Source organism: Streptomyces sp. MB09-02B (assembly GCF_033794485.1).
Taxonomy (GTDB): domain Bacteria; phylum Actinomycetota; class Actinomycetes; order Streptomycetales; family Streptomycetaceae; genus Streptomyces.
In genome coordinates this window covers 1-12,632 of record NZ_JARGEE010000267.1, presented here as the reverse complement: position 1 = coordinate 12,632, position 12,632 = coordinate 1, and the positions used below count along the sequence as shown (strand labels likewise).

12 protein-coding genes are annotated in these 12,632 nt (G+C 71.2%); 9 read left to right on the top strand and 3 right to left on the bottom strand.

Annotated elements, in window-relative coordinates; all coding sequences use genetic code 11:
* A partial coding sequence (gene glgX, locus P1P70_RS29875) for a glycogen debranching protein GlgX (protein ID WP_319243206.1) occupies positions 1-2,236 on the bottom strand: 2,236 nt, incomplete at its 3' end.
* Positions 2,237-2,386: 150 nt separating this feature from the next.
* On the opposite strand from glgX, the gene P1P70_RS29870 reads away from it, so the two are divergent.
* The 6 genes from P1P70_RS29870 (at position 2,387) to P1P70_RS29845 (ending at position 8,884) form a co-directional block, all read left to right on the top strand.
* The gene (locus tag P1P70_RS29870; RefSeq protein ID WP_319243203.1) at positions 2,387-3,613 is read left to right on the top strand and encodes a L,D-transpeptidase; all 1,227 of its coding nucleotides are present in this window, start codon (positions 2,387-2,389) and stop codon (positions 3,611-3,613) included.
* Between the two features lie 194 nt (positions 3,614-3,807).
* Entirely contained in the window at positions 3,808-5,067 is a 1,260-nt protein-coding gene (locus P1P70_RS29865) for a L,D-transpeptidase (RefSeq protein ID WP_413471575.1), read from the top strand.
* A gap of 84 nt (positions 5,068-5,151) precedes the next feature.
* On the top strand, positions 5,152-5,919 hold the full coding sequence (locus P1P70_RS29860; RefSeq protein WP_319243199.1) for an enoyl-CoA hydratase/isomerase family protein: 768 nt from the start codon (positions 5,152-5,154) through the stop codon (positions 5,917-5,919).
* Between the two features lie 340 nt (positions 5,920-6,259).
* The gene (locus P1P70_RS29855; RefSeq protein WP_319243197.1) at positions 6,260-6,763 is read left to right on the top strand and encodes an ATP-binding protein; all 504 of its coding nucleotides are present in this window, start codon (positions 6,260-6,262) and stop codon (positions 6,761-6,763) included.
* Between the two features lie 84 nt (positions 6,764-6,847).
* Positions 6,848-8,104 carry a hypothetical protein gene (locus tag P1P70_RS29850; protein WP_413471574.1) on the top strand — a complete coding sequence of 419 codons (1,257 nt, stop codon included), beginning with the start codon at positions 6,848-6,850 and terminating at the stop codon, positions 8,102-8,104.
* Between the two features lie 138 nt (positions 8,105-8,242).
* Positions 8,243-8,884, top strand: a complete 642-nt coding sequence (locus P1P70_RS29845; protein ID WP_319243195.1) for an ADP-ribosyltransferase — start codon at positions 8,243-8,245, stop codon at positions 8,882-8,884.
* Positions 8,885-8,929: 45 nt separating this feature from the next.
* Here P1P70_RS29845 and P1P70_RS29840 read toward each other — a convergent pair whose 3' ends face one another.
* A complete protein-coding gene (locus P1P70_RS29840; protein WP_319243193.1) occupies positions 8,930-9,580 on the bottom strand; it encodes a GNAT family N-acetyltransferase in 651 nt (216 codons plus the stop codon).
* Between the two features lie 60 nt (positions 9,581-9,640).
* Between P1P70_RS29840 and P1P70_RS29835 the strand changes: the two genes are divergently transcribed.
* The 3 genes from P1P70_RS29835 (at position 9,641) to P1P70_RS29825 (ending at position 11,639) form a co-directional block, all read left to right on the top strand.
* A complete protein-coding gene (locus P1P70_RS29835) occupies positions 9,641-10,555 on the top strand; it encodes a MerR family transcriptional regulator (protein ID WP_319243191.1) in 915 nt (304 codons plus the stop codon).
* A 71-nt stretch (positions 10,556-10,626) separates the two neighbouring features.
* A complete protein-coding gene (locus P1P70_RS29830) occupies positions 10,627-10,839 on the top strand; it encodes an EF-hand domain-containing protein (protein ID WP_215449095.1) in 213 nt (70 codons plus the stop codon).
* Between the two features lie 116 nt (positions 10,840-10,955).
* Positions 10,956-11,639 carry an NADPH-dependent F420 reductase gene (locus P1P70_RS29825; RefSeq protein WP_413471576.1) on the top strand — a complete coding sequence of 228 codons (684 nt, stop codon included), beginning with the start codon at positions 10,956-10,958 and terminating at the stop codon, positions 11,637-11,639.
* 82 nt (positions 11,640-11,721) lie between these two features.
* On the opposite strand, the gene P1P70_RS29820 is transcribed toward P1P70_RS29825, so the two are convergent.
* On the bottom strand, positions 11,722-12,632 hold a 911-nt coding region (locus tag P1P70_RS29820), incomplete at its 5' end, for an NADase-type glycan-binding domain-containing protein (RefSeq protein WP_413471573.1).

The following is a 12,632-nucleotide window of genomic DNA, read 5'->3' as shown; positions in this document are numbered from 1 at the left end:
CTTCCTCACCGTCCTGCACGCCGGCGACCGCCCGGTGCACCACCCCCGGTCCCTCCCGCTGTTCCTCCCGGGACGTGTCGACGACCACCTCGTAGCGCCGGGCCCACGGGGTCCCCGGCAGGACGAAGCTCACCGGGCGGTCGCCGGCGTGCAGGACGGTGAGGAAGCTGTCGTCCAGGACGGGTGCACCCCGCGCGTCCCGGCCGGGGATGTCCCGTCCCGACAGATACATGCCCAGCGTCGCCGCCGGGGCGTACCAGTCCCGTTCGGTCATCTCCGTGCCGCGAGCCGTGAACCAGGCCAGGTCGCGCAGGCCGTCCGCCGAGTGGGCGCGGCCGGAGAAGAAGGCCCGGCGGCGCAGCACCGGGTGCGCGTGGCGCAGCGCGATCAGGCGGGACGTCAGGTCGAAGAGCGCCTTCCAGGAAGGGTCCTCCAGCAGGCCCCAGTCGAGCCAGCTGATCTCGTTGTCCTGGCAGTACGCGTTGTTGTTGCCCCCTTGCGTGCGGCCCAGTTCGTCACCGGCGACCAGCATCGGCACGCCCGTGGACAGCAGGAGGGTGGTCAGCAGGTTCCGCAACTGGCGTCGCCGCAGCGCCCGTACGCGCTCGTCGTCCGTCTCGCCCTCGGCGCCGCAGTTCCAGGACCGGTTGTCGTCCGAGCCGTCCCGGTTGCCCTCCCCGTTCGCCTCGTTGTGCTTGCGCTCGTACGACACCAGGTCGCGCAGGGTGAAACCGTCGTGCGCGGTGATGAAGTTGACCGAGGCGTAGGGCCTGCGGCCGCCCCACGCGTACAGGTCGCTCGACCCCGACAGGCGGTAGCCGAGGTCCCGCACGTCCGGCAGCGCGCCCCGCCAGAAGTCCCGGACCGCGCCCCGGTAGCGGTCGTTCCACTCCGTCCACAGCGGCGGGAACGCCCCGACCTGGTAGCCGCCGGAGCCCACGTCCCACGGCTCGGCGATCAGCTTCACCCGCCGCAGCACCGGGTCCTGGGCGATGACCGCGAGGAACGGGGAGAGCATGTCGACGTCGTGCATCGAGCGGGCCAGCGCCGCCGCCAGGTCGAAGCGGAAGCCGTCGACGCCCATCTCCGTCACCCAGTAGCGCAGCGAGTCCGTGATCAGGCGCAGGACGTGCGGCTGGACCACGTGCAGGGTGTTCCCGCAGCCCGTGTAGTCGGCGTAGCGCCGCGCGTCGTTCTGCAGGCGGTAGTAGCCCCGGTTGTCGATGCCGCGCAGCGACAGGCTCGGACCGCGTTCGTCCGCCTCGGCGGTGTGGTTGTAGACCACGTCGAGGACGACCTCGATGCCGGCCGCGTGCAGCGCCCGCACCATCCGCTTGAACTCCCCGACCTGCTGCCCGGTCGTGCCCGACGAGGCGTACGCCGCGTGCGGGGCGAAGTAGCCGATCGAGTTGTAGCCCCAGTAGTTGCGCATGTCCCGGCGCAGCAGATGGTCCTCGTGGGCGAACTGGTGCACGGGCAGCAGCTCCACCGCCGTCACCCCCAGCTTCACCAGGTGCTCGATCGCGGCGGGGTGCGCGAGGCCGGCGTAGGTGCCGCGCAGCTCCTCCGGGATGCCGGGGTGGGTCATGGTGAAGCCGCGCACGTGCAGTTCGTAGATGACCGAGTCCGCCCACGGCGTCTTCGGGCGGCGGTCGTCGGCCCATTCGTCGTCGGGGGCGTCGTCGTGGACGACGACGCCCTTCGGGACGTGCGGTGCCGAGTCCCGTTCGTCGCGCACGGTGTCGGCGACATGCTGTTCGGGCCAGTCCCGGACGTGCGCGTACACCTCCGGCGGCAGCCCGAACTCGCCGTCCACGGCACGCGCGTACGGGTCGAGGAGCAGCTTGGCCGGGTTCCAGCGGGCGCCGGTCCACGGGTCCCAGCGGCCGTGCACGCGGTAGCCGTAGCGCTGCCCCGGCAGGACGCCCGGCACGAAGCCGTGCCAGATCTCGTGGGTCAGTTCGGTCAGCCGCAGCCGGGTCTCCTCGCCCGCCTCCGAGAACAGACACAGCTCGACGGACTCCGCCCCGCCCGCCCACAGCGCGAAGTTGGTGCCGGCGACCCCGTCGGGGCCCACCCGGAACCGGGCCCCCAGCGGTGTCGACGCCCCCGGCCACACGGGCCGGAGTTCCGGCACGGCCTCGTCACGCCGGTCGCCGTTCAGCACGGTGGCGGGCCGCGCGGCCGGCACCCCCCGCGTCCCCTGTACTTCCTCCTGCTCGGCTGCGCTCGACACCTCAGGCCTCCCGCGGCTCGGTGGGGCGACGGAGAAGGGGAGCGAGTTGTCCCGTCACCGCTCCCCAACGCGTCGTCCTCCCAAGGGTTCTGCCCAGAGCACGCCTCGCACTCACGTTTCCCGGGGGCGTGCGCCGTCGTTGGGCCGCACGTGAACCACGCACAGAAGCACGCGCGCCGCGCCGGGGCCGCCCTGGCCGCCGCGCTCACCTGGGCCGGCCTGCTCGCCGGGGTCGCCGGATGCACCGCCGGACCGCCGCTCACCAGCGGAAAGGCACCCGACGACACGATCCGGGTCACTCCGGAGGACGGCAGCAAGGGCGTGCGCCCGGAGCAGCGCTTCGAAGTACGGGTGCCCAGTGGGCGCCTGGAGTCCGTCAAGGTGGTGAAGTCCCAGGACGCGCAGGAGTCACCCGTGCCGGGCCGGCTCTCCGCCGACGGGCTGACCTGGCGCCCCACCGGCTCACCGAAGCTCGCGCTGGCCGCCCGGTACACCGTCGACGCCGTCGCCCTCGACGGCCACGGCCGGCGCTCGGCACGCCACGTCACCTTCACCACGCACGTCCCCGACGAGCGCTTCATCGCGTACGCCAAGCCCGAGAACCGGGCCACCGTCGGCACCGGGATGATCGTCTCCCTGGAGTTCAACCGGGTGATCGAGGACCGGGCGGCGGTGGAACGCGCGGTCGAGGTGACCGCCGAGCCCGCCGTCGAGGTCCGCCCGCACTGGTTCGGCGGGGGACGCCTCGACTTCCGTCCCGAGCGGTACTGGAGGCCGGGCACCCGGGTCACCGTCGCCCTGCGGCTGCGGGACGTGGAGGGCGCGCCCGGCGTCTACGGCCAGCAGGACCGGACGTTCTCGTTCACCGTCGGCCGCCACCAGGTCAGCGTCGTCGACGCGGCCCGGCACACCATGCGCGTGGAACGCGGCGACGGTGTGCTCGCCACGCTCCCCATCACCGCCGGGGCGCCCAAGACCACGACGTACAACGGGAAGATGGTCGTCACCGAGATGCTGGAGGTGACCCGGATGAACGGCGCCACCGTGGGCTTCCGGAAGGCGAACGGCAAGAGCGAGTACGACATCCCGGACGTCCCGCACGCCATGCGCCTGACCACCTCCGGCACCTTCCTGCACGGCAACTACTGGGCCCCGGACGCCTTCGGCCGCGCCAACGTCAGCCACGGCTGTGTGGGCCTGCGCGATGTGAAGGGCGGCGACTCCGGCACCCCCGCGGGCTGGTTCTTCGACCGCAGCCTGGTCGGGGACGTCGTCGAGGTCGTGGGCAGCGACGACAAAACGGTCGCTCCCGACAATGGCCTCGGAGGGTGGAACATGGGGTGGAAGGAATGGAAAGCGGGTGCCGCGGTGAAGTAGACCGACATAGCGGCGACATGACACCCCGCTCGGCACCGGCAGGGGGGAGCGCGCGTGATGATTCAAGTTGGGACTGAACGGTGACATTCACCGAGGCCAAATCATCCCGATCATCTGGTTAATGTACGTGCGTACGCGCACGCTGCGCGTAGGGGTGCGGGCCTGCTCAGGCCGTGCGAGGGGAGAACACAGAGTTGAACGGGCGACCGATATCGGGGGCGTCGGTTGGCGCGCGGACTCGGCGGCGTAAGGGGGCCCTGGCCATGCTGCCGGTCCTGATGCTGCTCGCCGTCACCGCGTGCGGCGGAGGCGGGGACTCGGACTCCGGCTCCGGCGGCGACAAGGGCAAGGGCTCCGACAAGACCGCTTCCGACAAGGCGGCGGCCACCGGGGCCTCGGAGGCGGTGGTCTCCATCGCCCCGAAGAACGGCGCCGATTCCGTGGCGACCAGCGGAGCGCTCAAGGTGACGGCCGCCAAGGGCAAACTGTCCGAGGTCACGGTCGAGAACGACAAGGGCGAGAAGATCGCCGGAGAGATAGCCAAGGACGGCTCCAGCTGGAAGCCGTCCATCCACCTCAACTCGGCCACCGAGTACAAGGTGCACGCCGTCGCGAAGGACTCCGAGGGGCGTGAGGCGGCCGAGGACTCGTCCTTCACCACCCTGACCCCGAAGAACACCTTCGTCGGCATCTTCACCCCCGAGGACGGCTCGAAGGTCGGCGTCGGCATGCCGTTCTCGGTCCGCTTCACCCGGGGTATCACCGCGCCGAAGGACGTCGAGAAGGCCATCACCATCAAGACCGAGCCGGCCGTCGAGGTCGAGGGCCACTGGTTCGGCAACGACCGGATCGACTTCCGCCCGGAGAAGTACTGGAAGGCCGGCACCAAGGTCACCGTCGACCTCAACCTCGACGGCGTCGAGGGCCGCGACGGCGTCTACGGCGAGCAGAGCAAGAAGATCTCCTTCACCATCGGCCGCAGCCAGGTCTCCACGGTCGACGTCAAGAAGCTCACCATGAAGGTCGAGCGGGACGGCAAGGTCATCAAGACCATCCCGGTCACCACCGGCAAGCCCGGCATGGAGACCTGGAACGGCCAGATGGTCATCAGCGAGCGCCTGAGCGTGACCCGGATGAACGGCGAGACCGTCGGCTACGGCGGCGAGTACGACATCAAGGACGTGCCGGACGCCATGCGGCTGACCAACTCCGGCACCTTCATCCACGGCAACTACTGGGGCGGCGACGCCTTCGGCAACTACAACGCCAGCCACGGCTGCATCGGCCTGCGCGACACCCGCGGCGGCTGGGACCGGAAGGCACCGGGCGCCTGGTTCTTCGACCACTCGATGATCGGTGACGTCGTGGTCGTCAAGAACTCCAACGACCGGATCGTCGACCCGGACAACGGCTACAACGGCTGGAACATGTCCTGGGACAAGTGGAAGGCGTAGCCCTCCCCGCTCGACGTACGGCTCCGGTGCGCTGTGACACAGCACACCGGAGCCGTTGTCGTTAGTCCCCGTTAACCTGCCTGCATGACCGTGCATCTCGAAGTCGCCGAAGGCGTGGGCACCGTCCGCCTGGACCGCCCGCCGATGAACGCCCTGGACATCGCCACCCAGGACCGCCTCAAGAAAGTCGCGGAGGAGGCGGCGGACCGGGACGACGTCCGCGCCGTCGTCCTCTACGGAGGAGAGAAGGTGTTCGCGGCCGGCGCGGACATCAAGGAGATGCAGGCCATGGACCACGCGGCGATGGTCGCCCGGTCCCGCGCCCTCCAGGACTCCTTCAGTGCCGTGGCCCGCATCCCCAAGCCGGTCGTCGCGGCGGTCACCGGCTATGCGCTGGGCGGCGGTTGCGAGCTCGCGCTGTGCGCGGACTACCGGATCGCCGGGGAGAACGCGAAGCTCGGCCAGCCGGAGATCCTGCTCGGGGTGATCCCGGGCGCGGGCGGCACCCAGCGGCTGTCCCGGCTCGTCGGCCCCTCCAAGGCCAAGGACCTGATCTTCACCGGCCGGATGGTCAAGGCGGACGAGGCCCTCACCCTCGGCCTGGTGGACCGGGTCGTCCAGGCCGACGAGGTGTACTCCGCCGCGCACGAGTGGGCTGCCCGGCTGGCGCGGGGCCCGGCGATCGCGCTGCGGGCCGCCAAGGAGTCCATCGACGCGGGCCTGGAGACCGACCTGGAGACCGGGCTCGCGATCGAGCGGAACTGGTTCGCGGGACTGTTCGCCACGGAGGACCGCGAGCGCGGGATGCGGAGCTTCGTGGAGGAGGGGCCGGGCAAGGCGAAATTCGTCTGACGGCCACGCGGGCGCGGTCGGCACGCCTAGCGGGCGCCGTCGGCCCCGCCCGGAAATCCGCTGCACAAGTTCCGCCGATCGACTTGCAGTTGACGCGGTGTATGACCCGAGTCCCCCGAAGGGGCGGTTTATCCGAGCCTTAAGGCAGCCTTAAGAGAATCCTGCCCAAGGCCCGTGACGCTGACCGAAGTTCAGCAGGTTCGCGCAGGTCAGGCGGGCCGTGACGGGTGGTTTGCTGCCAATGGCATATGTCAACCGAAACCTCCGGAATGGTTGGTTCCGGGGGTTGTATTCCTGCGGAACGGCCCCGAAGGGGGCTCGGGACGGCCATGATGGGGGCATGGCGGGGCTGGAGGGTATCGAACAGCCGCGGCGGCACGGGAGTGCGACCGCGGCGCGTTGGTCACCTGCGATCGAGGACGAACGGGCGCAGAAGGCGCTGGAGTTGTTCGGCGATCCCACCGAGGGAGAGGTTCCGCTCCCGTCCCGTCCCGAGTCCGCGGCCACCGCGCGGCGGCTGGCCCAGGTCGTCGTCCTGCGCCAGTGGCGACTGTCGCCGAAGATGACCGAGGACGCCGTCCTGCTCGTCTCCGAACTCGTGGGCAACGCCGTACGGCACACCGGCGCCCGCGTCTTCGGACTCCGCATGCGCCGCCGCCCGGGCTGGATCCGCGTCGAGGTCCGCGATCCCTCACGCGGGCTGCCCTGTCTGATGCCGGTCCAGGAGACGGACATCAGCGGGCGGGGCCTGTTCCTGGTGGACAAGCTCTCGGACAGATGGGGAGTGGACCTGCTGCCGCGAGGCAAGACGACGTGGTTCGAGATGCGGGTCGCGGACCGGTAGGGCCCTTCCGGCGGACCTCCGCGCGCACCTCCGTCGATCGGACGAATCGCCGATATTCTGGGTGAACCTCCCTATAAAGGTCGCGTGACCACCCCCCGCACCGCCCTCAAGCAGCACAACCTCAAGCACCACAACCTCAAGCACCACAACCTCGTGCGGCGCGCCCTTCTCGCGGCCGCCGTCCTCGCCGCCGTGGCCGCGTGCGGCTCCGGGACCGGGACCACCGAGCAGGAGCAGCGCGTCCGGGCCGACCGGGCCGCCGCCGAGGCCGAGGCCGCCGAGCGGAAGAAGAAGCAACGGACGGCGGTCAAGGGACTGCGCGGCATGCCGCCCGTGCTGGACCCCCGGGACGTCTACGCCGCCGACCGTCCGAACCGGCTCTCCCCGGTGGTCAAGGACTTCCCCTCCCGGGTGTACGTGCCCAACAGCGAGTCCGACACGGTCACCGTCATCGACCCGAAGACCTACGAGGTCGTCGAGACGATCCCGGTGGGCCGCCAGCCCCAGCACGTCGTACCGTCCTGGGACCTGAAGACCCTCTGGGTCAACAACAACCGGGGCCACACCCTCACCCCCATCGACCCCAGAACGGGCAAGGCGGGCAAGCCGGTCGAGGTGCACGACCCGTACAACCTGTACTTCACCCCCAACGGCGAGTACGCCGTCGTCATGGCCTCCCTCGACCGTGAACTCGTCTTCCGTGACCCGCACACCATGAAGCGCGTCAGGACCGAGCCGGTCAGCTGCTACGGCGTCAACCACGCCGACTTCTCGCTCGACGGCACGTACTTCATCGTGTCCTGCGAGTTCAGCGGCGAGCTGCTCAAGGTCGACACCGCGAGGATGAAGGTGATCGGGCAGCAGAAGCTGCCGTTCGAGGGGGCCATGCCGCAGGACGTGAAGATCTCACCGGACGGCAAGCGGTTCTACATCGCCGACATGATGGCCCACGGCATGTGGGTCCTGGACGGCGACAAGTTCGACGAGCCGAAGCTGCTGCCCACCGGCAAGGGCACCCACGGCCTCTACGTCGGCCGCGACTCCCGCGAGATGTACGTCTCCAACCGGGGCGAGGGCACGGTCTCGGTCTTCGACTTCACCAAGGGCGAGGTGACCAGGAAGTGGCACCTGCCCGACGGCGGCAGCCCCGACATGGGCGGAGTCTCCGCCGACGGCAAGGTCCTGTGGCTCTCCGGCCGCTACGACTCCGAGGTGTACGCCATCGACACCCGCACCGGGGAACAGCTCGCCCGCATCCCCGTCGGCAGCGGCCCGCACGGCCTCGCGGTCTACCCGCAGCCCGGCCGCTACTCCCTCGGGCACACGGGGATCTTCCGGTGACGAGGCGACTCGCGGTCCTGCGGTCCCGCGGTCCCGCGGTCTCGTCCCGGCACCTTCCGGTGACACATGACAACCGGGCGGGCTGACACGCCTCCATACGAGTGAGGGTCCCCGGCCCGACGCCGCGCAGCCGAGATCGTGATCGGCATGATCACTTCTCGTGTGCGGTGCCGGGCCGCCGCCGTCGTCCTGTCCCTCTCCGCCGTCCTCGCGACCTCCGCCGCGACCGCCCCGGCCCAGAGCCCCACCTCGACGCCCGCCAAGGCCGCGGCCGCCTTCGCGGGGGCCGCCGCCCCCACCTGTCCCCGGTTCGAGGACCCGGTGCACGCCGCCGTCGACCGCCGTGTGGACGTCGGCCGCATCACCCCCGAGCCGGTCTGGCGCAAGAGCTGCGGCACCCTCTACCGCAGCGACAGCAGGGGCCCGGCCGTCGTCTTCGAGCAGGGCTTCCACCCCAAGGACGTCATCGACGGGCAGTACGACATCGAGCAGTACGTCCTGGTCAACCAGCCCTCGCCGTACGTCTCCACGACCTACGACCACGACCTGTACAAGACCTGGTACAAGTCCGGCTACAACTACTACATCGACGCTCCCGGCGGCGTCGACGTCAACAAGACCATCGGCGACCAGCACAAGTGGGCCGACCAGGTCGAGGTCGCCTTCCCCGGCGGCATCCGGACGGAGTTCGTCATCGGCGTCTGCCCGGTCGACAAGAAGACCAGGACGGAGAAGATGAGCGAGTGCGTGAGCAACCCGCACTACGAGCCCTGGCACTGACGCCGTCGCCCCACCGGCCCCGCGCGGTCAACGGTTTCCTCGCGGTCACCGGTCCCCGCGCGGCTGTCGGGGGATGAGCAGGATCTCCGAGCCGACCGGCCGGTAGCCCGCCGACTGGAACGCCCGCACGCTGCGGGCGTTCCCCGGCGCGATCTGCGCCCACAGCGGCTCGGCGGCGAGATGGCGCGCGGCACGCACCAGCGCCCGGCCCAGCCCCCGCTGCCGTACGCCCTCGTCCACCTCGACCGAGACCTCCAGCCGCCCGGCGATCCCCCGGCCGGTCGTCAGGACGCCGCCGTCCACCGTCCAGACCCGTACGTCGTCACGGCGCCGCCGCGCGTACGCGACGCGGGGGTGGCCGGCGTCCACGATCTCCCGCAGCGGGAGCGGCGGTTCGCCCGGCAGGGGCGGGGCGACCAGCATCGCGTCGATGGTCTCGGCCGTACGGCCCGTCCGCTCCATGAGGGCCGCCAGGAACCGCGGGTTCATGCTCGCGGACAGCGCGTCGCACTCCGCCGCCGCGAGACTCTCGCGCACCCACTCCGGATCCTCGTCCGTGAACACGACGGAGTGCGCCGTGAAACACAGGACCCCCGCGTCCCGGGGGGAGTGCTGGGCGACGACGGTCGTACCGCCGTCCGCAGGCGGGAAGACCCCCTCGGCCGCCGCGTCGAGAATGTCCCGCAGACTCTCCATCTCCGTGCTTCCGCCCCTGCCCTTGAGTCTCCACCCACTGGAAGGCCCACACTCGCAGACGTGATCGAGAACGGCACCGAACTTTTCACCATCGGGCAGCTGGCCCGCGGCTCCGGTCTGTCCGTCCGCACCATCCGCTACTGGTCGGACGAGGGCGTCCTGCACCCCGTCACCCGCAGCGCGGGCGGCTACCGGCTGTACGACGCCGAGTCCGTCGCCCGGCTCGAACTCGTCCGGACCCTGCGGGAACTGGGCCTCGGCCTGGACCACGTGCGGCAGGTGCTCGCGGGCGAGACGACGGTCGCGGAGGTCGCGGCCGCGCACGTGGCCGCGCTGGACGCGCAGATCCGTGCGCTGAGGGTGACCCGGGCGGTGCTGTCGACTGTGGCGCGACGCGGCTCGACCGCGGAGGAGATGACGCTGATGAACAGACTGGCCCGGCTGTCCGCCGCCGAACGGGGGCGGATCATCGACGACTTCGTGGAGGAGACCTTCGGCGGACTCGACACCGCCGATCCCGACATCCGCACCCGGCTGCGGTTCAGCCTCGCGGACCTGCCGGAGGACCCCACGCCCGAGCAGGTGGACGCCTGGGTGGAACTGGCCGAGATGCTCCAGGACCCGGGGTTCCGGGCGCGGATGCGGCGGACCGTCGAGTTCAACGCGGCGGACCGGGGGCCGGAGGTCGCGGCGGGCACCTCCCTGTGGTTCATGAGCCGCTTGGTGCAGCTGGCGGGGGAGGCGCTGCGGGCCGGTGTCGACCCGGCCTCGCCCGCCGCCGAGGAGGTGCTGACCGGGCTGCTGGGCGACGCCGACCGGGCCGTCCTGCTGCAACGCGTCACCTCGGCCGCCCACGCCGAGCTGGCCCGGTTCCGGGAGCTGGCCGCGCTGGTGCGGGGTGTGGAGCCGCTCTCGGCGCACACCGAGGAGTTCGCGTGGGTGGTCGCCGCACTGCGCGCTCGGGTGGCCGGTTAATCTGACCTGCGTCAGTAGGACTGTAGGCAGGACTGCCCGGCAGGGGCAGGGCACCAAGAAGGGGCGGATCGGTGGCGGACATCGAGGCAGCGCGCAAGGAGTTCCAGCGGATCGACGCGGACGGTGACGGGTTCATCACCGCCGCCGAGTTCAAGACCGCCCTGGCCCAGCAAGGCGACTGGAACGTCACCGAGTCCGTGGCGGAGGTCATCATCCGCACCCGCGACCTCAACGGCGACAAGCTCCTGTCGTTCGACGAGTTCTGGGCCCACCTGAGCAAGTGAGCCGAGCGGCCGAGGGGCGTTCTCCGTCATGTGCGACGGGGGCGCCCCTTCGTCGTGCCGGGCGGGGGAATAGCGGAGAGCGGGCGGGGGTTGATCCCAGCAATACATGCATATGCATCAAATTAAGGTGGCCTGACATGAAGATCGGCATCATCGGCGCGGGCAATATCGGCGGCAATCTCACCCGACGGCTCACGGCCCTCGGCCACGACGTCTCGGTCGCCAACTCCCGGGGCCCGCAGACCCTCACCGCGCTGGCCGAGGAGACGGGCGCGACCCCGGTCCCGGTGGAGGAGGCGGCACGCGGCGCCGAGGTCGTCGTGGTCACGGTCCCCCTGAAAGCGGTCCCCGACCTGCCGTCCGGCCTCTTCGCCGAGGCGGCGGACGGGGTGGCCGTCATCGACACCGGCAACTACTACCCCCAGCAGCGCGACGGCAGGATCGCCGCCATCGAGGACGACGGCCTCACCGAGAGCCGCTGGACCGAACAGCACCTGGGCCACCCCGTCGTCAAGGCGTTCAACGGCACCTACGCCCAGGACATCCTCGACCGGCCCAGCCCCGCCGGGGCCCCCGACCGCATGGCCCTCCCCGTCGCCGCCGACGACGAGGCGGCCAAGGAGAAGGTCCGCTCCCTCATCGACGACCTCGGCTTCGACACCGTCGACGCCGGAGGCCTCGACGACTCCTGGCGCCAGCAGCCCGACACCCCCGTCTACGGCCTCCAGGCGGGAGTGGAGGCCGTGGCCAAGGCCCTGGCCGAGGCGTCACCGGAACGCCCGGCGGACTTCCGCGGGTGACGGTGCCGGGAGCGACCGGGCCGGCGGAGCGCGGTCAGCCGCCGGCCCGCTCCCGCAGGGCGGCCCGTGCCCGCGCCGGGTTTCAGCTGGTGCCGCCCGAGCGGCCGAAGAACTCGATCTCGGCTATCGCGACCTGCTTCCTGGCGTCGGCGCCGTAGGCGGAGAGCACGGTGAAGCGGACGGTCTCCGCCTCACCGACCCGGAACTTGCGGCGCTGGCCACCGGCGCTCTGGTCGAGGACGAGGGTCTTGGTCGAGACCGAACCGTCGGCGGCGGTGATCTTCGCCTCGATACGGTGCGGGCGGGCCGACTCCCCCCGCTGGTCCGCGTTCTTGGAGACCCCGGGGGTGATGACCACGTCGAGCAGCCGTGTCGGCTGCTCGAAGCGGGCCTCGATCCACTCGCCCTCGCCGGACTGGGTGACACCCGGGCCCCACCACGTGTTGCTGTACGTGTCGAAGGCCAGCTGCGGCTTGTGGCCGGGGAACGAGCGGGACGCCTTGAAGCTGTCCGGGACGACCGACGCGCGCTTGGCGAAGTGGTCACGGGTCGCCTGGTAGGCGTCGTCGGCCTGGAACGCGAGGGTGACGATCAGGGTGAGGACGAGGGCGCCGACCACCCAGCTGAGGATCTGGCCGAAGCCGCGGCGCAGCCGGGGGCGGTCGCCCGCCCACGGGGTCTCGGTGTTGCGGCCGGTCAGCACCCGGCGCCACCACGGCAGCCGGGCCGGTGCCTCCGTACGGCCGGCCATCGGCATCGCGCAGCGTGCGCAGAAGTGCCGGTCCGGCCGGGTGGGTGTCCCGCACCACGGGCAGGGCACACCGCCCTCGGTGCCGAACTCCGGCTGCGGGGCGCGCACTTGGGGGCGCTGCACATCGGGGCGGCCCGGCAGCACGGGGGCGACGGCCGGCTCCGCGGGCGCGCGGGGCTCGGGGTCGGCCACCGGGACCAGGAGGGACCGGGCGCCCGCGGAGCCGGCCGTCGCCCCCGTGC

What these genes read in the sequence shown, in the direction of transcription:
- P1P70_RS29860 (WP_319243199.1), top strand. Translation starts at nt 5,152, where the DNA reads ATGACCGTGCATCTCGAAGTCGCCGAAGGCGTGGGCACCGTCCGCCTG.
- P1P70_RS29855 (WP_319243197.1), top strand. Translation starts at nt 6,260, where the DNA reads ATGGCGGGGCTGGAGGGTATCGAACAGCCGCGGCGGCACGGGAGTGCG.
- P1P70_RS29840 (WP_319243193.1), bottom strand. Translation starts at nt 9,580, where the DNA reads ATGGAGAGTCTGCGGGACATTCTCGACGCGGCGGCCGAGGGGGTCTTC.